The organism is Citrobacter sp. R56 (assembly GCF_016811995.1).
Classification (GTDB): domain Bacteria; phylum Pseudomonadota; class Gammaproteobacteria; order Enterobacterales; family Enterobacteriaceae; genus Citrobacter_D; species Citrobacter_D enshiensis.
The window spans coordinates 4,008,572-4,029,068 of the sequence record NZ_CP069159.1; the positions used below are offsets into that span (position 1 = coordinate 4,008,572).

The 20,497-nt window shown below is 49.5% G+C and carries 24 protein-coding genes; 7 read left to right on the plus strand and 17 right to left on the minus strand.

The window, feature by feature from the left end; translation table 11 throughout:
- Positions 1-41: 41 nt before the first annotated feature.
- Together allR and allA are read right to left on the minus strand one after the other, a co-directional pair.
- On the minus strand, positions 42-851 hold the full coding sequence (gene allR / locus JM656_RS18900; protein ID WP_203359089.1) for an HTH-type transcriptional repressor AllR: 810 nt from the start codon (positions 849-851) through the stop codon (positions 42-44).
- A gap of 90 nt (positions 852-941) precedes the next feature.
- The gene (allA, locus tag JM656_RS18905) at positions 942-1,424 is read right to left on the minus strand and encodes an ureidoglycolate lyase (protein ID WP_203359090.1); all 483 of its coding nucleotides are present in this window, start codon (positions 1,422-1,424) and stop codon (positions 942-944) included.
- A gap of 216 nt (positions 1,425-1,640) precedes the next feature.
- Between allA and allS the strand changes: the two genes are divergently transcribed.
- The 3 genes from allS (at position 1,641) to JM656_RS18920 (ending at position 4,395) form a co-directional block, all read left to right on the plus strand.
- Positions 1,641-2,573, plus strand: a complete 933-nt coding sequence (allS, locus tag JM656_RS18910) for an HTH-type transcriptional activator AllS (RefSeq protein WP_203359091.1) — start codon at positions 1,641-1,643, stop codon at positions 2,571-2,573.
- Positions 2,574-3,007: 434 nt separating this feature from the next.
- Complete coding sequence (locus JM656_RS18915; protein ID WP_203359092.1) at positions 3,008-3,862, plus strand: GIY-YIG nuclease family protein; 855 nt, start codon at positions 3,008-3,010, stop codon at positions 3,860-3,862.
- A gap of 329 nt (positions 3,863-4,191) precedes the next feature.
- Positions 4,192-4,395 carry a zinc-ribbon domain-containing protein gene (locus JM656_RS18920; protein WP_238929170.1) on the plus strand — a complete coding sequence of 68 codons (204 nt, stop codon included), beginning with the start codon at positions 4,192-4,194 and terminating at the stop codon, positions 4,393-4,395.
- A gap of 302 nt (positions 4,396-4,697) precedes the next feature.
- Here the strand turns inward: JM656_RS18920 and JM656_RS22450 are convergent, their stop codons facing one another.
- The 14 genes from JM656_RS22450 to JM656_RS18985 all read right to left on the minus strand — a co-directional run bounded on the left by JM656_RS22450 (position 4,698) and on the right by JM656_RS18985 (position 12,087).
- Entirely contained in the window at positions 4,698-4,829 is a 132-nt protein-coding gene (locus JM656_RS22450; RefSeq protein WP_255565706.1) for a hypothetical protein, read from the minus strand.
- On the minus strand, positions 4,826-5,206 hold the full coding sequence (locus tag JM656_RS18925) for a TA system toxin CbtA family protein (protein WP_203359093.1): 381 nt from the start codon (positions 5,204-5,206) through the stop codon (positions 4,826-4,828). The genes JM656_RS22450 and JM656_RS18925 overlap by 4 nt, the downstream gene beginning before the upstream one ends.
- Before the next feature lie 62 nt (positions 5,207-5,268).
- A complete protein-coding gene (locus tag JM656_RS18930) occupies positions 5,269-5,637 on the minus strand; it encodes a type IV toxin-antitoxin system YeeU family antitoxin (protein WP_203359094.1) in 369 nt (122 codons plus the stop codon).
- A 21-nt stretch (positions 5,638-5,658) separates the two neighbouring features.
- Positions 5,659-5,880 (minus strand): DUF987 family protein, encoded by a 222-nt coding sequence (locus JM656_RS18935; protein ID WP_203359095.1) that lies wholly within the window; start codon positions 5,878-5,880, stop codon positions 5,659-5,661.
- A gap of 9 nt (positions 5,881-5,889) precedes the next feature.
- Positions 5,890-6,414 carry a DNA repair protein RadC gene (gene radC / locus JM656_RS18940; protein ID WP_203361330.1) on the minus strand — a complete coding sequence of 175 codons (525 nt, stop codon included), beginning with the start codon at positions 6,412-6,414 and terminating at the stop codon, positions 5,890-5,892.
- Positions 6,415-6,429: 15 nt separating this feature from the next.
- Positions 6,430-6,885 carry an antirestriction protein gene (locus tag JM656_RS18945; protein WP_203359096.1) on the minus strand — a complete coding sequence of 152 codons (456 nt, stop codon included), beginning with the start codon at positions 6,883-6,885 and terminating at the stop codon, positions 6,430-6,432.
- 99 nt (positions 6,886-6,984) lie between these two features.
- Positions 6,985-7,224, minus strand: a complete 240-nt coding sequence (locus tag JM656_RS18950) for a DUF905 domain-containing protein (protein ID WP_203359097.1) — start codon at positions 7,222-7,224, stop codon at positions 6,985-6,987.
- A 75-nt stretch (positions 7,225-7,299) separates the two neighbouring features.
- The gene (locus JM656_RS18955; protein WP_203359098.1) at positions 7,300-7,767 is read right to left on the minus strand and encodes a hypothetical protein; all 468 of its coding nucleotides are present in this window, start codon (positions 7,765-7,767) and stop codon (positions 7,300-7,302) included.
- A gap of 23 nt (positions 7,768-7,790) precedes the next feature.
- On the minus strand, positions 7,791-8,231 hold the full coding sequence (locus tag JM656_RS18960) for a YfjS/YafY family lipoprotein (RefSeq protein WP_203359099.1): 441 nt from the start codon (positions 8,229-8,231) through the stop codon (positions 7,791-7,793).
- Positions 8,228-8,467, minus strand: coding sequence for a protein YpjK (gene ypjK / locus JM656_RS18965; protein ID WP_203359100.1), 240 nt, complete (start codon positions 8,465-8,467; stop codon positions 8,228-8,230). Before ypjK ends, JM656_RS18960 begins: the two co-directional genes overlap by 4 nt.
- A gap of 40 nt (positions 8,468-8,507) precedes the next feature.
- Positions 8,508-9,209, minus strand: coding sequence for a WYL domain-containing protein (locus JM656_RS18970; RefSeq protein WP_203359101.1), 702 nt, complete (start codon positions 9,207-9,209; stop codon positions 8,508-8,510).
- A gap of 218 nt (positions 9,210-9,427) precedes the next feature.
- Entirely contained in the window at positions 9,428-10,249 is an 822-nt protein-coding gene (locus JM656_RS18975) for a DUF932 domain-containing protein (protein WP_203359102.1), read from the minus strand.
- Between the two features lie 91 nt (positions 10,250-10,340).
- Positions 10,341-11,204 (minus strand): GTPase family protein, encoded by an 864-nt coding sequence (locus JM656_RS18980; protein WP_203359103.1) that lies wholly within the window; start codon positions 11,202-11,204, stop codon positions 10,341-10,343.
- A gap of 121 nt (positions 11,205-11,325) precedes the next feature.
- Entirely contained in the window at positions 11,326-12,087 is a 762-nt protein-coding gene (locus tag JM656_RS18985; RefSeq protein ID WP_203359104.1) for a hypothetical protein, read from the minus strand.
- Positions 12,088-12,375: 288 nt separating this feature from the next.
- On the opposite strand from JM656_RS18985, the gene JM656_RS18990 reads away from it, so the two are divergent.
- From JM656_RS18990 to JM656_RS19005, 4 genes are all read left to right on the plus strand, one after another.
- The gene (locus tag JM656_RS18990; protein WP_203359105.1) at positions 12,376-12,954 is read left to right on the plus strand and encodes an inovirus-type Gp2 protein; all 579 of its coding nucleotides are present in this window, start codon (positions 12,376-12,378) and stop codon (positions 12,952-12,954) included.
- Positions 12,955-13,075: 121 nt separating this feature from the next.
- On the plus strand, positions 13,076-13,282 hold the full coding sequence (locus JM656_RS18995) for an AlpA family transcriptional regulator (protein WP_203359106.1): 207 nt from the start codon (positions 13,076-13,078) through the stop codon (positions 13,280-13,282).
- A 403-nt stretch (positions 13,283-13,685) separates the two neighbouring features.
- Positions 13,686-15,761 (plus strand): McrB family protein, encoded by a 2,076-nt coding sequence (locus tag JM656_RS19000; RefSeq protein ID WP_203361331.1) that lies wholly within the window; start codon positions 13,686-13,688, stop codon positions 15,759-15,761.
- A complete protein-coding gene (locus JM656_RS19005; RefSeq protein WP_203359107.1) occupies positions 15,754-17,040 on the plus strand; it encodes an McrC family protein in 1,287 nt (428 codons plus the stop codon). Before JM656_RS19000 ends, JM656_RS19005 begins: the two co-directional genes overlap by 8 nt.
- Positions 17,041-17,179: 139 nt before the next feature.
- Here the strand turns inward: JM656_RS19005 and JM656_RS19010 are convergent, their stop codons facing one another.
- Positions 17,180-20,461, minus strand: coding sequence for a type I restriction endonuclease subunit R (locus tag JM656_RS19010; protein ID WP_203359108.1), 3,282 nt, complete (start codon positions 20,459-20,461; stop codon positions 17,180-17,182).
- Between the last annotated feature and the right edge of the window lie 36 nt (positions 20,462-20,497).

Here is a 20,497-nt window from a genome sequence, read left to right on the forward strand (position 1 = left end):
AGTCCCGCTCCGGTGAGCGGGCTATTTCGTAATACGAATGATCAGACTTTGAGTCCAAGGGCGATACTAATATCCCTCGCGCAATCGCGCACCAACTCCCCCTGGCTGTCGAACCGGTCTGGCGTCAAGCGTGATGCCGGACCTGAAATGGAAATCGCAGCAACCACAGTACCGGTATCATCGTAAATAGCGGAAGCAATGCAGTTCAACCCGGTGACATGCTCTTCATGATCAAGGCAATATTCCCGATGTTTCGCTTCTTCCAGATCTCGCTGCAACGCCGGCAAATCAACAATCGTCTTGGGTGTAAAGCGCTGCATCCCGGTGGTCAGAAGCACATTAACCAGCTCTTCCGGCAGTAAGGGGTACAACAGCGCTTTCCCGGCCCCGGAAGCATGAAGCGGCATCCGGCTCCCCAGCGGGGCACACATCCTGACCATAGCTTTGCACTCTTGCTGACCAATCAGCACCGCTTCACTGCCATTGCGAATAGCGACATTCACGGTTTCGCCAGACATCAGCGTCAGTCGGCGCATAAAGGGTCCCGCGATGGACAACACATCCCGGTTGTGGATGTAGGCAGTGCCGACATTGAACGCACCAAGCCCGATATGCCACCAACCTAACTGGCTGTCCTGATAAACAAACTCCGCCCCTTCCAACACCTTTAGCAATCGAAAGGTTGACGATAACGGCAAATCCAGATTGATGGATATATCGCTTACCGACGAACTCCCCCCGCTTTTTTCCAGATACTGCAAGATGGCGATCCCTCGCTCCAGCGCCTGAGCACCTTTCTGCGCGGCGGGCTCTGCTTGCCCAGGCCTGCCACGGCGTTTGACCTCTGTCATACTCCAATCATCCCCGGCTCTAACATGAACGTTAATAGTTTGAAAACGCGAACATATTAAGCAAGATAATCGGTAGCGTCACGTGCTACATCACTCAAAGGCTAACTCGCTGGCTGGAATACTCATCACATCGCAATTGTCCAACCCTCCGCGATCTACCGTTAAAAAGCTGGTTTCGGTCTGCCATGCAAACAGCGGGTGGTGCCAGATACTGCGGTGGTAGTTAACCCCCTGCTTACCATCAGTAATAAAAGCACGCAGCGTGTTTAAGTCAGGTGAGTCTTCTCCCAGTGCAACGACCACCACAAAGGCTTCGCCGTTCATCGGAATAAACGCCTGCGTTCCCAATGGATGGCGCTCCAGTTCAGTGACAACAATGGGTAGCGCCGCCGGTTGCGCCAGGTTAATGCTGATTAACGTACGATCCTGCTGCAGGATCTCGACGTTAGCCAGATCGTGAAAACGCTTCACTTTGCCTTCATTAATATGAAAAAAATCGCGCCCTTGCGTTTCAATTACGTCGCCATAAGGCAAGAACGCCTCACACGTTAACGGTAATACTTCAAGTTTCATGACAGTATCCTTTAAGCAAAATCCTTTACACCGCCACCTAAAAAAGGGTCTGTGGTGTCCATATCGGCTAATTTAGAACCTACAAAAATGAACATCAACACAAAGTTGGAATATTTTTCCAAAACCAGACAAAGACCACATTAATTAAAATGATATTGTGAAAAAATACTTAAAAATAAAGGGAAAATTGTTCGATATTTCATTGAGGCGCCCATCATGCTGGACCCTGAAACCCTACGTACATTTGTCTGTATTGCCGAAACTGGCAGCTTTTCCAGGGCCGCAGAAAAGATGTATAAAACCACGGCAACCATCAGCTATCGCATCAAATTGCTGGAAGACAACACGGGAGTTTCTTTATTAAACCGCACGACGCGTAGCGTCTCACTGACACCCGCCGGAGAGCACTTACTGGCGCAGGCCAGAGAATGGTTGGGGTGGGTGGACAGCATGCCTGGCGAACTTCAGCAGATAAACAATGGCGTCGAGCGGCAGGTCAATATCGTCGTCAATAATTTATTGTACAACCCACAAGCTGTATCCAGCCTGTTGGCCTGGCTGTCGCAACGCTACCCATTTACACAATTTTATTTTTCCCGGCATATCTACATGGGTGTATGGGATTCTCTGCTCTATGACGATTTTTCGCTGGCCATCGGCGCGACAGGAACGGAAACGCTATCAGACACTATCTCCCTTGCACAGCTGGGAGATATTTCCTGGTTGTTCGTCATGGCTCCACATCATCCACTGGCACAGCACGCCGACTCACTGACAGAAGCACAGCTTCGCCGCTACCCGGCGGTCAATATTGAAGACAGCGCCAGAAGGTTGACCAAACGCGTGGCCTGGCGTTTACCTGGGCAGAAAGAAATTGTCGTACCAGATATTGAGACGAAACTGGCAGCGCATCTCGCAGGCGTCGGGGTCGGTTTTTTGCCTGAATACTTATGCCTGCCACTTATCGAAAAAGGCGCACTGGTCAGCCGCCAGATCCCGATGATGCGGCCCCCTTCTCCACTGAGTCTCGCCTGGCGCAAAGATCATCACGGAAAAGCGGTGCAGGACATTGTGTCGCTTTTTTCCAGCGCCGCACCGGAAGTGAGCGTTTTTTTAGATCCTTTTCGCCAGACCGTATCAGCCACCTGATGCAGAAAATGCCTTATCCCCGAAAAACAATCGGTTCCTGGGTATAGTATTATTTCATGGCAATGCGTTTCGTTGTGAGCGGAAAGAAAGTTCGGATATTTCAGTTTAGACTGGCACTGTTTTCAGGTGGGAGATCACACCGCTACGTACCGGATGAACTGCAGGTAGTTCGCAAGACTGACTGCCGCTGTTCTGGCTGCGACAGCGATTATCACGGTGAGAGATACTTCCTGACCTGCCGTACAGGTTATGGTGTCCTTGATAAAGATGATTATGCGACAAACTGTGTTCGGGTGTAGCAGTCGGCATTAAACAAACTTAATCCTGCTAGCTTTCGCCAGTGGAACCGCACAGCATTGTGACCGCTGCGCTACACCTGACAGGTGAAAATCTTTTATCATTGCCTTTTCCGTTACCGCAACCACAGACGTTTTATGGACACCCCCTCCCTTCTCTATTTATTGCTTTTCCCGGCCAGGAAGATGATGAAAGTGGGTAAAGCCAACAACATCTATAACCGTATTCAGTCGCTAAGACGCTCCTGGGGCGAAGTGGATTATGAGCACTCGTACCGGATTGCCTTGCCGCAGTCTGAGGTTTATAAACTGGAAAAAATGCTGCATTTTATGTTAGCCAAATATCAGACAGGCATTGATGCTGGTGACGGTTATACCGAGATGTTTTCCATTGAGGCGCTGGAGCCTGCGATTAAGCATATTCATTACGTTATCGAGCATGACGTAATTAACGCTCAGTTGCAGCAAGGAATAGAAAAACCGCAGCTCCGCCCCGGCAAAAGCGCAGCGCATCGCCACAGGAAAATGAAAAAGCAGTCCGATGCGATGATAAGCAACCTTGTCGGGGTGACGGAACAGTTCAGCAGGATAAATCGCTTACTGCTTATCTTGTTGTTTAAGCAGCATCGCCTTCGTTATCAATATGATATTGAAGAGAATACCGTGCTATTCCGGATAGCGGATAAGCGCGCAGACCAGCGTGACACTCTCAAGATAATCCGCATGTTTCGCTTTTTTACTGAAGACTTCAGGTACACGGGCGTGACCAACTACTGCTCGGGAGCCTGGAGAAAAGATACGATCACGCAATACAGCGTGCAGCTGATTTCAGGCGACCATAACGCGCACCCTCTGGTGACCTATCTCGCCTCGCAAACCGAGCGTCTGTTTAACAAGTTGCCGTCGCGCTCGTCGTTATTAACTGAGGATCTGCCGGTACTGGAATCGAGCCGCATTCTGCGCGAAATATTACATAATGAAGACGAGGCTTAAGAATCGAACCACCGAAACGCAAAACCCTCGCTCCGGCGAGGGTCTGAAAGAAGGGATGCCCGAATTCGCCACGTAAAGCCGCCACGCGTAATGGTTTCGATCTCCTCTTCATCCTTCAGAAGGTTATATAGCTTGTTAAGTAATCTGCGCGGTTTCGAAAATCATGCTGCCGCTCTCCTTCAATCACTTAAGACGCTTTTACAACTGCCTTGTGGGTGGCAATCGATCCGACATATCACTGGTCCTGATGGAGTGATAATCCATTTGCTGAAGAACCCGGTATCCGCATACTGAAATGCTTCCTGGCAAACAATGCCTGCGATCAGTATGTGAACGCAAAAGAGACTGCTGAAGCCTCCTGTGTCACCGAGTGCTGGACCTGCGCCAGCTACGGCTGTGGGTTACTCCTGCGTAAAGGCGGAGCGGGAGAAGCTCCCTGGTTTGAGCGCATTCTGCATTCTATTTCTCACCAACAACTAATTAAATGCGCATGGGGCGAAGGCCGGACTCGCAATTTCAACATAACCATCTGAATAATATAAATATAAAAACACAAAAAATCGTTTTATATACTCACTTATATACTCAATAAATTTTAGTTTACAACCATTAAAAATCAATGAGTTAAGCCAAGTGGTATATTCCCAGCTTTAAGCCGTTTTTGCTAGTAAGAAACAGCGGCAAAAGACTAGTTTCAACGGGGCGTAACTAACATCCCCGATATCCTCTTTGGTGATATGTACAGTATTGCACTGGATCCCCCTTAATATTACCGTTGGGGGAACAACGGCGAAACGACATAAACATGCCCGGGTTCATCAGCAATGTGAAGGGTTCAGTCGTTAGTATTTACGGTATCAATCAGCTCAGCCAGTTCCCCCCCCCCCCACCAACGTCTACGGCTATTTCCATATTGAGCCCCCAGAACACTGATACTGCCAGCGTTAGCATTCAGACTAATTTTCATCGTTTGGGCTCCTGTGGTTTGTTTCCCCCAGTGATATCAGTCACCATTTTGTAATGGTTGCGAGTCAACAAGCCGGTAGTCTTTCTGGCGTGGAGAATATCGATGCGGGTAACGAGAGGTGACTGTTCCGTGATACTGAATCCCGGACGGTCGGTGCGCACCAGTTCGTATTTTTCAACGATAAAATTGACGGCATCGCACAGCGATATACCAGCGTCAATGTGTGCCTGAATGATGCGGTTGTCGGCAAAGGGGGTGTCATTCAGTGCCAGGCCATAGTGCTGCGCCAACAAATGGGCCAGTAACATCTGCCAGACTTCGACTGGTGACGGGCAGGCGCGAGCCGCCCGTTCTGGTGAAACAGGTAAGGTTTGCATGTTAATTATCTCTTTGTGGATGAAGAAAAGGGGGTAATACGCAGGGAAAAGGTTAACGTGCTTTAAGCTGTTGTGACCGGGGTGGGATAAATCGCAATATACAGATAACCGCAACTCCCCAGTGTGTCCGCATCGCAGGTTAATCCTTTCGCATGCAGTGTGACGCAGTGCGGGTGGCGTGGATGAATTTCCCCGCTGGTCAGCATTAGCTCTAGCTGTTTCAGCAGCAGCGGGAAGGCCTGGTCGAGGTGGCGTAAATCCGCATTACTGAATGTACCGATGATACTGCCGCGGTCAACCAGGTAGTGCAGACTGTTGCCTTCCTGCACCAGACGCGCGCCAAAGCACGGGGTGATATTGCACTTCAGCCCCCACCAGGGCTCTGTGACGTCATGATTTACGGCGGGTGTAGCTGGTGTTGTTTGCGACAAGGTAATGTTCCTTAAATAAGGTTAATTGAGGGTGACGCTCCGCAGGACCACATACGGGCCATGGCGGTCCTGACGGCGTTCAGCAAAGACCGCCAGCACCCCGCGGATTTCCTGCACCTCACGACCGGCGTAATGGCAGACGCTGCCGGACCACTTGTATTTTCCGGTACAGAAGCGAAACAACCGGGAATGTGGATACTGGCGGTATATCGCCATCGCCTGGCGTTTACTGATAATTTTCATTCCCTCTTCCTAAAGCCAGCCGCGTTCGGCAAAGGAGACGATACCCATCCCTCCGATGACCAGGTGGTCCGGAAGGCGGACATCAACAAGGGCGAGTGCGGTTTTAAGGCGCGCCGTAACCTGGCGGTCGGCATCACTGGGTTCGGCATGCCCTGACGGATGATTGTGGGCAAGGATGACGGCAGCAGCGTTATATTTCAGCGCTGCCTTCACCACCTCACGGGGATGCACCTCTGTGTGGTTGATAGTACCGGTGAAAAGTGTTTCGTGAGTAATGAGGCGGTTCTGATTGTCGAGGAACAGAGCCATGAACACTTCGCGCTCTTCCCTTGCCAGCTGCAGGCGCAGCCAGTCCCGGACTGCACTGCTGGAGGTGAAGGCCACACCGGGTTCACGTAGCTGGCGTTCCAGGATGCTCAGCGCGCTCCGCAGCGTTCGCTGTGCATACGGGGACAGGACAGATGGTGGGTGAGAATGAATTAAGGAAGGGAACATATCGGGTTGTGACGGAGCGGGTAAAAATGTGGTGTTCATCATAGGCAGCAATTCCTAATCAATGATACGCATAATCGCGTGACATTCCGGGTGGCGGAGTGCGTAGTCGCGCAAACGGTAATAATGCTCAGTCATGGTGTCGCATTCGGTACGACAGGCATGATGACTGTACCCAATGAGACAGACCGCATTACCAGCAGCTTCAGTGCCCATTTCTGCATCGTTACCGTTCATGTTGTTGAACAGTATCCATTTTTCTTCACTGCCGCTGCTGGCCTCCGGTGCCATAAAGGATCCACCGTTGCTCAGCGTGTAAAAACTCCAGATACCGCCGCCGTAATCCTCACAGAAGCGGTCCATCCAGGCGAAGATGCGGGGTTCCAGCGTTATCCACTGCGGAATGGTGCCGAAGTGTTGCGGCCAGAAGCCGATGCGTTGTTCATCGGGTACTGGAGTGGCGGTGATAATTAACTGTGGCTCGTTAGCCGGGGTGAGGGTGTGTTGTGTCATGGTGCTCTCCGGGAATGAAAACGCCAGCGACTCAGGCTGGCGTGATGGCGAATAAATGATGTGGTGTGAAGTGTGATGCCGGATTAAGTACGTGTGAAATTAGTGTGCTGATGGCTCCTTCAGAATACCGTGTTGCCGGATATACAGGTTAAGCCCGGCACCGGCATCAGGTTCAAAATTCCATGCCCGCCAGACCATCCGGCCTTCGGGGCCACGAACAACCAGGCGAAAATGGCTGCGCTGGTCATCTTCAATGGTGATATTGCGGTACGCTGCAGTGACGGCTTCCGTCTGCGTCCGGGTGAAAGTCCCCGGTGGCAGTAACACAGGCTGGGGCATTTCTGGCTCCTGATAAAAGAAAACCCCGGCAGCCAGGAAGTTGTCGGGGTTAGTTTTCGGAAGAAAATACAACTATCAGTCGTTACCGCAGTCTCCGGGAGTGGGCAGGACCTTCGCGGCGTTCGTCGGGTCAGCGCTGAAAGTGCCCGCTTTGCGGCCATTGACGTAGACTTCGAACTGCCGGGCCTTGCGGATATCGCTGATGAAGTCATACCAGGCATTATCACCGTTACGCCAGCCCAGGCTGGACGGTATAACGTACTGCTGGTGATTCATGACCACCGTGAAAGTGGTGCCGTCATCGTGCGAACTGACCATTCTGTTATCCGTCAGTGTCAGAAAAACAGAATGCTGGTTGATACCATTCTGGTCCGGATTTCCCGTACAGTTGATGGTGAACAGTATCCCGCTGGCATCGGCCACGCTGTATTCCGCATTGCCCTGGCCGTAACCCTGCTGCCACAGCCCGGGAACTGCAGAGGCATTAAAGCTGGCGAGCAGTGCGCCTGCCAGCACAAGCCGGGTGAGTGAACGGATATTCATTTCTGTCTCCTTTAACATTTTCTTTATTCCCGGTTATCTGGGTTTGATGGTATCAGCAGCCGTCCCATCAGCTTGCCGTCATGGGAATATTCAAGGAATCGCTCCTGGGTGTGTGGATCGGTCTCTTCGTGATATTGCAGCGTGATGTTGTCGGCTATGCACAACGCATTCATCAGCGGCTGAACAGTTTTTTCCTCCATATCCACCAGATAGTAGTAATTACCACCCTCGCAACCATCGGGTGACTGGCGGGTACGTAAGACCTGCAGAGTGGGGCCAGAGAGAGTAATCTGCGACCACTCTTCCCTGACATCATCCTGACGGCTGACCACTTCACTGAAGCGTGGAGGTGTGAGGTCCTTGAAGTTGCTGATGGCCTTCAGGTCATCACTCCGGTCATCGCAGGCGGCCAGAAACAGACTGGCGGTAAGTACCGTCAGCAGAGATAGTGTTTTACGTTTCATTTTTTCTTTCCTGAAATCAGACGAACCACTTTTGCGAAAACATAAATCCCCACCAAAATACCCACCGGCACACCGACGAACGGCGTCAGTGCAACACTGGCTGCACCGGCTGCACCACCGCCCGTCAGCAGAGCGGCAACGGTGGCAAGCGTCAGGGCGATGAGGCTGTCGGACACCCCGGTTTTGTTCAGAATGATGACGATGACAACAATGGCGATAATGGCAATAACGGGCATCGGGTACCTCCCTGTTGCCGGGTTGATAACAACGCCTGTGCTATTCCGGTGAACTGTCAGCCGGAACAAACGCAAGCAGTGACTGCTGGATAAAACGAAAATGGGGTAAGGCCTGAATGAAGACCGGGTCCTCGACCAGGCGACACAGACTGTCGTTACGCCGAAAAGATTCCTGCAGGGGCTGAACCAGATGGATTTCATCCAGAGTGAATACGGCGATATGTCCGCCATGTTCAGCAACCAGATACCAGGCCTGCTGGTGGATGAGTAGGCGGCAAGGTGCCAGTCGTTCACAGCGCCGACCGTCGGTAAGCAGCGTCACCCGCCTGCGCCCGGTAATGGCCTGAATCAGCCGCCAGAAAGACAAGGCCCCTGATGGTGAAGAGACCGGGTTTGCGGGGGCTATCAAACAGGGAGACTCGTCACACATTAGCAGTGCGTTCACCAGACGGCGGTCAAGTCCAGGGAAAAGACCTGCCAGCCCGCTCCGGTGGGCAAAGATAAGCACGTCAGGCACCATCTGCGTCTCACTGCCAGCAGTGCGTAAGCGGCAGTAGCCGGACTGATATTCCAGGTCCAGATACATCAGCCGCTCACGAAAATCCCGCCGCAGCGTGCGCACCGACACGCCAAACTCAACGGCCAGTTTGCGCACGCTCAGTGTTTCCCCCGCCACCAGGCGACTGATGATCAGTGACAGCCTGACAGCCAGCCGGTCATGGCGGCGTTCTGCCTGGGTCATGAGAGGTTCTCCGTCTAAGTTAACTGACTGAAAATGATGTGATTACTTTAAAGAGATGGGCGGACAGGGTATGGACACTGCAGAAACTATTTTTCATTTCTGCGAAAGTCAGATATAGCAGGGGTTGCAGGCCATACCAGGGAGAGTGAGACCTACTGGCATGTCGTAACGCGGACAGGTGGTGTCCGATATTAACAACATGGCAACAAAGGTAATGACTACTGCAGTTGTGTAAGCAGTGTTTCCGCCATCACCCACAGCGCCCGGTTGAGCTTCACATCCCCGTCAATGCCATGCACGGCACGGGTATGCGTCCGCCCGCCTTTAGCATTACGCCCACTGAGTCCACCCTTAATCAGGTTTTCCTGTACACGCTGATAGGTGGTCCACAAGTCATTGCTCTCATCCTGCCAGCGGCGCGGGGAGAGGATCTGCGATTCACTGACAGGCTGGTGGTCTTCACCAAAGCGATACGTGAGGGCGGCTTTTGCTAGTGCCTGCTGAGCAGGCGGTGGTAACAGCAGCGATTGCATCGCATCCCGCTTCTCCTCCACCCGGTCAAAAATCCCCAGTACTTCATACGCTCCCTCAATCACCTGACTCACCACATCTCCTTTGTGTGGCACCCGCACCTCGCCAAACGACTCACCGCAGACAAGGCCGTTCTGACAAACCGTACGAAATAATCCCGGCAGCATCTGATACGAACTTGTGCCGTCATGCGAGTTGAGCAGAATGATTTCTGTGACCTGTTTACCAGTAATCTGTCCCTCCCGGCGCAGGCGCAACATGTGCTTTGTGTGTTCCCGACGACCCGGGTCACGTACCCGGGTCTGACAGGCAAAGAATGGCTGAAAGCCTTCGCGCTGCAGGCTGTCCAGCAGGGAGATGGTCGGAATATAGGTATAGCGTTCACTGCGGGATTCGTGTTTGTCCTCGCTGAATACGCTGGGCACCACACGAAACAGCTCTTCACGGGTTAACGGACGATCACGACGAATAAGGTTTGCTGCGCCAAAGCGCGAAGCCAGACGGGTCATAAGCAGACTCCTCATAACGGGAAAAACAATAAAAGAAAACCCCGTCGCACAGGCGACAGGGCTCAGGGAGTAATAGGTTGGAATTAAACTCTCAGAAGAAGAAATCCCAGACGGCACGGGCCACGGACACAACGGTGGTGCGCACGGCCTGAATGACGGCCCGCACCGGGGCTGGTATCAGGGGAAAGTCACTGATGCTATCGAGTACGGCACCTACGGTTTCACCAAAATCGCTACGAGCCTGCTCCCGGACTACCATCGTGCGAAAGGGATGCTGCAGTTGCGACACCACTGGGCTGCTGGCCTCACGTGGCAGACAACGGATCATGCGTTCTGCCATCACCCGTAGTCCCCACTGCAGACGGACCGACACGGCACACACCGGATGCACGGGCTGGAACAGCTCATGCAGCAGGCAGATTTTGCGGCTGATATTTTGTTTCTGCCCTGTGGAAAGGGTATTTCCACTGCTGGTGGGTTCAGCTTTGTCTGACTGGCTGATAACAAACAGCACCTTATGCCGGTATGCTTCACCAATCACCTGACGGTAAAAATGCTCATCCACCGCCAGTGCCCGGTCATCAGCTTTAATCAGCCACAGCACCAGGTCGAGCCGGGGAAGTTGTTTGCGGTACAGCGCAGCATATTCGTTATCACGTGCACCATTCTCCCCCACGCCGGGCAGATCCACTATGGTCATAAAGCGCTCACCGACTTGCAGACGAAATTGCAAAGGTTCACGAGTGCAGGCCACGACATCGCTGACCGGCGATACTTCGCCGACAAACAGAGCATTGCACAGGCTACTCTTTCCCGCCCCGGTTTTACCCATAATGCCGATCACTGGCTCGTAGTGGGTTAACTGATTTATCTGCTGCAATATACGTTCAGACACCCATTGCGGCACGCCGGAAAGCGAATGGTTTAATGGCTGCAAACCTTGCTGATTATTCATGACAACTCCTGCAATAAATAAAACTAAAAACGGCAGAACCGTGAAGTTTTGCCGTTATGCTGGTATGTTCATGAAAATGATATATATCTGAATATAGTTTGAACGATGATTTTCTATTGAATCACCCTAAATACTTCCAGTACTCGTAAGGGTAGTTTATGGTGACCTTAGGAGGGTATAGTTGATTAGGCAAAGCTTTATCGATGTGCAAAGCTGCAACAAAAATAAACCCATCCCGAAAGGCCGCAACAGGAACCCATGAAAGATACGCTGTATGCAGATACTTCTTATTTCTCTGCATGTATTCACTAATTCCAATATTGCAAAAATCGATAGCGCGAACATAGCAGATTGATTGGATATCAAACAAATATTTGTCAAGAATAAAAAGTGGGACAGCCACCTGAATCAAATCAAAATCAAACCTTTCAACAGGATCTTTTTTTATGCACAAATAAACGTACTTAGTTATCTCATCATCTTCTCTCACGTGCATTTGAATGCACTCTTCCAACACCCCATTAATTTCATTCCTTTTAGAATCCCATGCTCCATAAGCTGGAAGAGAAAATTGCGTTATAGGTGGAGTTCCAACATCAAAAATAAGCTTACTGGACAGGGAGTGAATATATTTAAGCGTGGAATCATCTTTATGCTGCTGCGTTTCGAAGTGACGAACCTCATGATAAAACATGCTAAAAAGCCTGCTTTCAACCTCCTGAGTAATTCTATTTTGATATGTCACAAAATCAAGAATAGGTGCAGTGGTTCGCAATAACTCACATATTACTTTCGAACGTGACGTGCCATTGGATTCGGCATACCTGTCGATTGAATCAATTGTTAAATTATCATCGGTGTTAAATGTTATTCTCTTTATCATAACTGTTATGCATTTTGTTGATTATGCATAATAACCTATCACAGAGGCCAGTAAAGCGCCAGATCGCACTGCAATACTTCAGATTTCTCGCACACATTTCTTCCTGTGTAAGGCCGCCATGCTAACCAGCGATAGAATCCCTAAAACCATCTGTTCTTACTGAATTAAGGTTAATTAGTATTATCACCCGGAGTTAACCATCCCCCTCCTGTAATCAATACTCATCCCTGTATTAAAAAATACATCACACATCTATCTATTGAACCCCGTTTAGTTTGAGGATAGATCATGAAAGCCCCCTACAATGCCAACCCTAATTACCCTATGAATCGTTTACTTCTTGAAGATATAAACCACCACCTGGATGAAATGTTTGAGCGTTATTCCCGCTTACTGGCTTTTCGTATGGATTTTGGCTGGAAACAAGGAAGTGAACGCTCGCAGCGTAATCTCATGGATGAGATGGAGGGTGAGATACAGCACCTGATGGACGTGGTAATTGGCCGAAAGATGGTTATTGGGTACTACTGGGTAATTGAATACAGACAGCGTAAGGGGTTGCATGTACATGCCATGCTTTATCTTGATGGGCAGAAGCATCGGAAATTCTATCCGACCTCGCGGGCGATAGGTGAAGAATGGCGCAGATTGACTGACGATGAAGGTATCTTTCATCTGTGTTCCAAGAAAAAGCATTTCGTTGCGAATTCCGGAATGATAGTGGATCACCGCAATAAGCAGGCAGTAGATGAACTACGTTACGTAATCAGTTACTTAGCTAAGTCTGAGCAGAAGTCCCGGGGTGTTATTGCAGGTATGAATGCTATACCACCACGAAGCCGTAGAGGCAGGCCTAGGAAGGAATAGCGGTAGGTAAACATTGAGCCGAAGTTTTTTTACAACAGAAGCCATTGATGTGGAGGAGCTGGCAGTAACCATCAGTTTACTAACGGCTCCGGTTATTCATCCTTAACCGGAACGCATCATCATGTATACAAAGCCTGCACTACTTGAAGATCAATTCATTGATATGAAATTCATTACCCGGCTTACTGGCCTGAGCGATAAATGGTTTTATAAGCTGATACAGGATGGGGCATTCCCTAAGCCCATCAAACTGGGCAGAGCTTCCCGTTGGTTAAAAAGCGATCTGGAAGAATGGTTATATTACCGTATTTACGAATCCCGCAAATAATAATTCCATAAGACTTGTTTTCAATATCCTCTTAATGATTATTTATAGAGAGAAAGCCCAGCCATAGAGACCCAATGAAACCTACGCCCCCACAATCGCCATAATGCTGTTTCAGCAGTGCTGTTTACGATGCACATGTCGCAAATACACGGACTTCCGGTTGCGTTCATGTGTAGATAAAGTAACTTTTACAATCACTTAAAATTTGTTGGTTATCGAGGCTGCCGCTGGATCGTTTGCTCATAGGCAGCTATCACCAGCAAACTCAGGCATTTGAAAATGCTGCCTTGTAGCATACATCTTGATCAAGAAGTGTGGCTGCAACTTGGCGCAAGATAAGACTAGGTCAGCATACACCTTCCTAAATAAAAATAAGCAATACCAGAACAGAGGAAACATCATGATGGATCTTGTGGGTAATATTGAAGCAGGCAAGCTGACACTCAGTGAATTGATTGATACCCTGGCCAAAGATGAAAATTATGCACCTTCCAGGTGGAATCAGCGATATCGTGAATTTACGATGCTGCTACAGCAAACCTCAACATTCACAGAGTCTGAAACGGATGATTTGGTCAAACGACTCTGGTATGAACGTGATAACGGCATTGCAAGTATTCGTCAGGGTGTCCCATCTTTGGCAGAATATCAGCAAAGTCTGCCACTACTTAGAGAACTAACCGAGCGTGTTCGTCAACAACCGGATGAAGCAAACTACCAATATGTAAGCAGTGCTCTGCTGCAGGCCAAAGAAACCGGGCTACTTAAGCGTATGTATTGGAGTTTGAGAAACCGCGTCTTTGCCGCTTTTTTGCCAGAGACCTGCACCAGTGCCGTGGATGAGAATGCGTTTGCTAAAGTGGCTGATTTCTTAAATAAGAATTTCAGCTTGGGTTTGGAACTTAATGGAAGTTGGCTGCAGAAAAACCACAAATTGAAGCAAGCAATACATGCACAATCTCCCAATGCAGATCCTTATTACGTAAATATGGCTATCTGGGATCTGTATGAATTATTACAAGAACGCAATAATGAGAAAAAACAGGAGAAAGTGCCCGGCAATACATCAATAGCCAGCAATGGTTTAACGAACATTATGCTCCCTCAGCATTCACCAATTAACGTGATCTACTTTGGCCCACCAGGCACTGGCAAGACCTTCAAGTTGCAGCAAAAGATGAAAGAGTACACATCCCAAGCTGCCCCAGCCGATCTTGATGCTTGGCTCGATTCTCGTCTTGAAGCGTTGAACTGGATGCAGGTTATAGCGCTGGTGTTGCTCGATCTTGGTAAACGAGCCAAAGTTCGCCAAATGACAGAACACCAGTGGTTCCAACGTAAAGCGCTGCTGAATGGCCGTAGTAGCAACTTTTCGCAAACGGTCTGGGCGACGTTGCAATCCTTCACCATACCGGGATCAACTACCGTTGCTTATAAAGGTCGCCGAGAACCCGCGATCTTCGACAAAACTGCCGATAGTGAATGGTTCCTGGTCGAATCCCAGTTAGAGCAAGTGGATGAGTTGCTTTCTCTATATGCTGAGTTAAAACAAGGCCCCAAATCTGCAGAAGCCATCCAGCGATTTGCGGTGGTTACTTTCCACCAATCTTACGGTTATGAAGAGTTTATTGAGGGTATACGTGCTCGTTCAGACGAGAGCGGCAATATCTCTTACCCTATTGAGCCAGGTATCTTTATGCGCCTGTGCCAACGTGCAAACGCCGATCCGACACACCGCTACGCCATTTTTATTGATGAGATCAATCGCGGCAACATCTCCAAGATTTTTGGCGAACTCATCTCGCTCATTGAAGTTGATAAGCGTGCGGGTATGTCCAATGCAATGAGTCTGCAACTGTCTTATAGCGGTAAACCCTTCAGCGTTCCTGCCAATGTCGACATCATCGGAGCCATGAATACCGCGGACCGTTCTTTAGCACTGATGGACACCGCTTTGCGCCGTCGCTTTGACTTTGTCGAGATGATGCCTGATTTATCTTTGCTGAGTGGAGCCAAGGTGAAGGGCATAGAACTCGAATCGTTGTTAGAGAAACTCAATAGCCGCATCGAAGCACTTTACGATCGTGAACATACGCTAGGGCATGCGTTCTTTATACCAGTAAAAAATGCACTCGATGCCGGTGATGAAGATACTGCGTTTAAACAACTGAAGATCGCATTCCAGAAAAAGATCGTTCCGCTATTACAGGAATACTTTTTCGATGACTGGAACAAGATCAGGCTGGTGCTGGCAGACAACCAAAAGCAAGACGACAACCTACAGTTCGTGATTGAGAAAACCGACGATCTGGATACGCTTTTTGGTAACAATCATGCTTTACGACGTCATGGTCAGCAATCGACAGCTTATGAGCTAGAAACATTCGATCAAGAGATCTGGAATATTCCGCAGGCTTACCGCGCTATTTATCAACCACAACAGACCACCCTTGATGAACAGGCTGTAAACCATGGGTGAAGTGATCTCTGTTTTTGAATATGACCTGTTAGGGAGTGGAAAAGCGGCGTCAGTTGGCGCAAAGCTAGTCCCTCAACAGGTCTTTGATTATTTAGAAGAGCTTAGCCTAACCAGTATTCAAGGAAGCCAGTTTCTCAAACTCACCTCTCGCTCAGGTTTCAAATTGCTTCAGGTGCAAAACTACGCGGGGATGCTTTCCACACCTCACGATTTCCAGCTTGAGATACTGCCCAAGGTGGGTAAAAACCTCACTGTTGCGAGTACGCGTGAAACATTGCTGACGATGCTAAGCCATCTGCCTGGGTTTCGACATATTCAGACCCAGCAAGCCACTCTTCAGGCTCAGCGTATGCCTTTGCTTGAGATTTTTATCAATCAGTTTTTGCATAGCGTCAGCCAATTGCTTAAACAAGGTTTACGCTCCGACTATTTGAGCGAGCAAGGTAATCTGCCTTTTATGAAGGGCAAGCTGATGCTTTCTGCACAGCTGCGGCATAACGTGGTGAATCGTCATAAGTTTTGTGTCGATTATGATGACTACATGCCTGATTGTGCAGCCAATCGACTCTTACACTCCGCGCTAGATAAGCTTCTTAGTCTAAAGCTGTCATCGGAGAATCAGCGCTGGCTTTACGAGCTGCGCTTTGCTTTTGACGGTATTCCACTTAGCCGGGATATTGAGAGTGATATAAGCAGCTTACGCTTGGATCGTGGTATGGCTCATTACAACGAGCCAATGGCTTGGGCGCAATTGATCCTGAGAGGAATGAGCCCGAGTGCCTTGCAGGGAAATACCAAAGCAATATCACTCTTGTTCCCAATGGAAGCGGTATTTGAGTCATTTGTTGCACAAACCCTCCCCTACGAGCTTCCTCCTCACCTTAAAGTTCAGCCACAGGTTTCCACTTATTCCCTTGTTAAGCATGGACTTCACGATTGCTTTAAGCTTCGCCCAGACTTGTTGATTCAATCACGCCAACCGGTTCAAACCAAAATGGTGATGGATACGAAATGGAAGCTGGTGAATAGCAGCAAGCAAACAAAATCACTATATGGACTGGCACAAGCAGACTTCTATCAAATGTTTGCTTACGGCCAAAAATACCTTGATGGGGCTGGTGAAATGTACCTGATCTACCCTGCGCATGATGACTTTAACCAACCGATACCGCAGCACTTTGCTTTCTCGGACACTTTAAAATTATGGGTTGTGCCGTACCAGATAACAGCAAAGCGCGGGGAGAGAATGATGTGGGTAGGTGATATACCTAGCGTATAGGTACCTTTCCAACTGTTTTAACCGTTGGGGCTAGGCACTTTAAAAATGACTCTGAAGTACCTATAAAATCAGAGTCAGTTCAGTTTGAGGTGGCAATCAGTTACACATGAAACGTCATGCCAAACCCCAATTTGATAAATCAGCTATGCAGGTACTTCTTGAAGTTCTCCGCTTGCTCTAGCACGCTCTTGTAGACCTCATCGTTGGCCACAGGGGGGAAGCCATAGCGGTGCAGCAGCAAGATAAGGTCTACTTTCAGCTTGGCCTTGATGTCGTCGCGGTTGCTCCAGTCGGGGTACTGTGCACTGTCGTCGACAATCACCTTCATATTCTTGGCCAATGCCAACATCTTGTCATCATCGTAGGTAAAGTCGTACTTCTGGCACATATGCGCCAGGATATCGAGAAAGGCCTTCTCTTCCATGTCGATGCCGATATCGGCAAATGACATCATCTCGGCCTTAATGTCGTAGATCATGTCAGCCATTTGCTGGGTGAACGTGTCGAACTCTTCACCGTTGAGCACGTCGTTCTCTTTACGCTGATTGTACTGTTCAACCAATGCCTGGAAACGCTTGGAGAAATTGATGCCCTGAAGCTGGTTCACCTTTTGAAAATCACTAATAGCTTTTGCCAGCATCTTTTGCAGCAGTTGCATCCGGGTATTAGGCAACTTGATCTTGCCAATGCGAGCCATATACTCATCATCAAATATGTCGATGGTCTCAGCTTTATCTTCGCCTAAGGTGAAGATCTCCTCTACCCCTTCAGCCTTGAGTGCCTCGGCAATCATCTCACGCACTTTCTGGTTCATCTGCGCGGTGTCCGGCGCATCGCCCTTAGTTAGCTTGTAGACAATAGAACGCACGGCCAGATAGAAATGAATTCGCTCACGCTCATCCTGAGTGATCTCTTCACTGCCAACGCAAACGTCATAGGCGGCTTTCAGGCGTTTCACCAATCCCATAAAGCGCAGCTCAATCTTCTTGGTCTGCAGCGCAAACTCGGCGGCCCGGTTGAGACATTCCAGCTGTAGTGTAGGTGCGCCAGAGAAGTAATCGCGACTGTCGAAATTATGAAACACCTGAGCAAGCAGATGCAGGTGATTACGCACCTCGATAAGTGACTGCTGTATATCTTCAAAGTTGGATTTATCAGCCTTCGAGTACATAGCCAATGCCATGTTCATCCGGCTTTTGATGCCGATGTAATCGACTACCAGCCCCTTCTCCTTGCCCTCAAAACGGCGGTTCACCCGGGAGATGGTCTGGATCAGGTTGTGCTTTTGCAGCGGCTTGTCGATGTAGATGGTATCGAGCTCGGGCACGTCAAAACCGGTCAGCCACATGTCCACCACAATGGCAATTTTGAAGTTGGACTTAGGGTTCTTGAACTGTTTGTCCAGCTCACGGCGGTACTCCTTAGTACCGAGCAAGTTATACATGGCCTCTTCATCATCCTGGCCCCGGGTCATTACCATGTTGACCAGAGGAAGACTCATCAATTCTTTTTTCTCTTGCTCGGTAAGAGTGGCACCATCGATAGCCTGTTTCGCCTCGAACCAAGCGGGGCGCTGTAGCTTCAGACTCTTATAGAAATCGTAGGCAATCTCGCGGCTGGCACAGACAAACATTGCCTTGCCTTTGATAGTCGAACCTTCTGTCACCCGTTTTTCATAATGCAGGGCGAAATCCTTGGCCAATGCCTCGATGCGATCCGGATCGCCTAGGATGGAGTTCATATTGGCCGTGGTTTTCTTGCTCTCTTCAATCTGATGCTCACTGGCACCTAATTTTTCGCATTCCTGGTAGTACTGCTCGATTTCTTCCAGCTTACTGTTATCAAGCACCACTTTGGCAGCTCGTCCTTCATAGACAATCCGCACCGTAATTTCATCGTTGACCGACTCGGTCATAGTGTAGCTATCGATGGTGGGGCCAAACACATCCAGGGTGGCGTCGATAGGGGTGCCAGTAAAACCGACATAGGTAGCATTAGGCAGCGAGTCGTGTAGATATTTAGCAAAGCCGTAGGTCTTTTTCACCGTTCCGCTTTCAGCATCGATGCTGATCTTCAGGTCGAGGTTGATCTGGCTTCGGTGGGCTTCATCAGAAATACAGATGATGTTGCTGCGATTGGAGAGCAGTTGAATATCTTCAGTAAACTTGTGAATGGTTGTGAGGAATACTCCTCCGCTAGCGCATCCGGCCAGCTTGTCCCGCAGATCCTGACGGCTGATAACCGGTTCAATCACTGCATCGCCAATAAAAGCGGTGGCATTGCAGAATTGCTTCGCGAGCTGTTCATCAAGATCGGTGCGGTCGGTAATGAGAACAATGGTCGGACTGGCAAAATCGACGCTCTTCATCAACAACCGGGCAAGGAACTGCATGGTATAGCTCTTGCCGCAGCCAGTAGCACCAAAGTAGGTTCCCCCTTTACCGGTGCCACCGATATTCTCGCCGTTAGCCGTTATCTGCTTGCGCTCTTTTTTAATGTTGTAGTAAAGCTTGCGGGCGGCGTAATACTGCGGGTAGCGACAGCAGATCTTCACTTCCTGTTTGCTGGTGTCTGGGAAGAAAACGAAGTTCTTCAACACATCCAACAAACGGACTGGATGAAATAGCCCTTGGATCAGGGTATAGAGGCCATTGATGCCATCCTGCTCAGTGGATTCGTTACCGTTCACCTTGCGCCAGGCGTAGTAGAACTCGTAAGGGGCAAACAGGTTTCCCAGCTTATTATTCACCCCGTCGCTGAGAATACACAGCGCGTTATAGACAAACAGCTTAGGAATATCACGCTTGTAACGCACACAAAGTTGGCGCCAGGCGTCATAGGTGGTGGCCTCTTCTTCACGTACCGCCGATTTAAACTCGAAGACTACCAGCGGCAGGCCGTTCACATACAAGATGCCATCGGGGATACGCAGTTGCAGCCCACCGTCACGGGTCTGGCCTTCTATCTCCAGTTGATTAACTAACCGGTAGATATTATTGCCCACCTCAACCATCTCTTCGCCATGCCCTGTAAATAAGCTGGCTAACTGCTCTGACAAGGTGCTGGTATCCATCAGCTCGATATAGAGGTCTTTCTTATTACGGTCTTCACGCTTAAGTAAAAAGCCGTTGCTGAGCCAGTGGCAGAAGGTTTTATTGCTCTGATAGAGATCGCTGGCAGGAAGCGTCTGCAACTGATGGAGGATATGAGAAATCTCCCCTTCCGTGATCCCCTCAGCCTGATACTGGTTGGCCAGATACTGGCGCAGGTCATCCGTAATCAGCACCTCACTTTTCTCTTTGCGCGGCACATTGCTACCGACAAAATGAGGGTAACAGGGTTGGCCTTCCGCATTCGAGTGCTGTCCCAGTAGGGAGATAATGGCCTGTTCCAGCTTCGCTTCCGTGAAAATATGGCTCATGGCAATGGCTTCTTGTTTTGTTGTTGTCAGTGTGAC

Coding starts and splice junctions, on each gene's coding strand:
- JM656_RS18950 (WP_203359097.1), bottom strand. CDS start 7,224: ATGCCCCAGCCTGTGTTACTGCCACCGGGGACTTTCACCCGGACGCAG.
- JM656_RS22450 (WP_255565706.1), bottom strand. CDS start 4,829: ATGAAAATTAGTCTGAATGCTAACGCTGGCAGTATCAGTGTTCTGGGG.
- ypjK (WP_203359100.1), bottom strand. CDS start 8,467: ATGCCCGTTATTGCCATTATCGCCATTGTTGTCATCGTCATCATTCTG.
- radC (WP_203361330.1), bottom strand. CDS start 6,414: ATGAACACCACATTTTTACCCGCTCCGTCACAACCCGATATGTTCCCT.
- allS (WP_203359091.1), top strand. CDS start 1,641: ATGCTGGACCCTGAAACCCTACGTACATTTGTCTGTATTGCCGAAACT.
- JM656_RS18985 (WP_203359104.1), bottom strand. CDS start 12,087: ATGATAAAGAGAATAACATTTAACACCGATGATAATTTAACAATTGAT.
- JM656_RS18970 (WP_203359101.1), bottom strand. CDS start 9,209: ATGACCCAGGCAGAACGCCGCCATGACCGGCTGGCTGTCAGGCTGTCA.
- JM656_RS19005 (WP_203359107.1), top strand. CDS start 15,754: ATGGGTGAAGTGATCTCTGTTTTTGAATATGACCTGTTAGGGAGTGGA.
- JM656_RS18915 (WP_203359092.1), top strand. CDS start 3,008: ATGGACACCCCCTCCCTTCTCTATTTATTGCTTTTCCCGGCCAGGAAG.
- JM656_RS19010 (WP_203359108.1), bottom strand. CDS start 20,461: ATGAGCCATATTTTCACGGAAGCGAAGCTGGAACAGGCCATTATCTCC.
- JM656_RS19000 (WP_203361331.1), top strand. CDS start 13,686: ATGGATCTTGTGGGTAATATTGAAGCAGGCAAGCTGACACTCAGTGAA.
- JM656_RS18935 (WP_203359095.1), bottom strand. CDS start 5,880: ATGAAAATTATCAGTAAACGCCAGGCGATGGCGATATACCGCCAGTAT.
- allA (WP_203359090.1), bottom strand. CDS start 1,424: ATGAAACTTGAAGTATTACCGTTAACGTGTGAGGCGTTCTTGCCTTAT.
- JM656_RS18960 (WP_203359099.1), bottom strand. CDS start 8,231: ATGAAACGTAAAACACTATCTCTGCTGACGGTACTTACCGCCAGTCTG.
- JM656_RS18955 (WP_203359098.1), bottom strand. CDS start 7,767: ATGAATATCCGTTCACTCACCCGGCTTGTGCTGGCAGGCGCACTGCTC.
- allR (WP_203359089.1), bottom strand. CDS start 851: ATGACAGAGGTCAAACGCCGTGGCAGGCCTGGGCAAGCAGAGCCCGCC.
- JM656_RS18945 (WP_203359096.1), bottom strand. CDS start 6,885: ATGACACAACACACCCTCACCCCGGCTAACGAGCCACAGTTAATTATC.
- JM656_RS18925 (WP_203359093.1), bottom strand. CDS start 5,206: ATGCAAACCTTACCTGTTTCACCAGAACGGGCGGCTCGCGCCTGCCCG.
- JM656_RS18980 (WP_203359103.1), bottom strand. CDS start 11,204: ATGAATAATCAGCAAGGTTTGCAGCCATTAAACCATTCGCTTTCCGGC.
- JM656_RS18990 (WP_203359105.1), top strand. CDS start 12,376: ATGAAAGCCCCCTACAATGCCAACCCTAATTACCCTATGAATCGTTTA.
- JM656_RS18995 (WP_203359106.1), top strand. CDS start 13,076: ATGTATACAAAGCCTGCACTACTTGAAGATCAATTCATTGATATGAAA.
- JM656_RS18975 (WP_203359102.1), bottom strand. CDS start 10,249: ATGACCCGTCTGGCTTCGCGCTTTGGCGCAGCAAACCTTATTCGTCGT.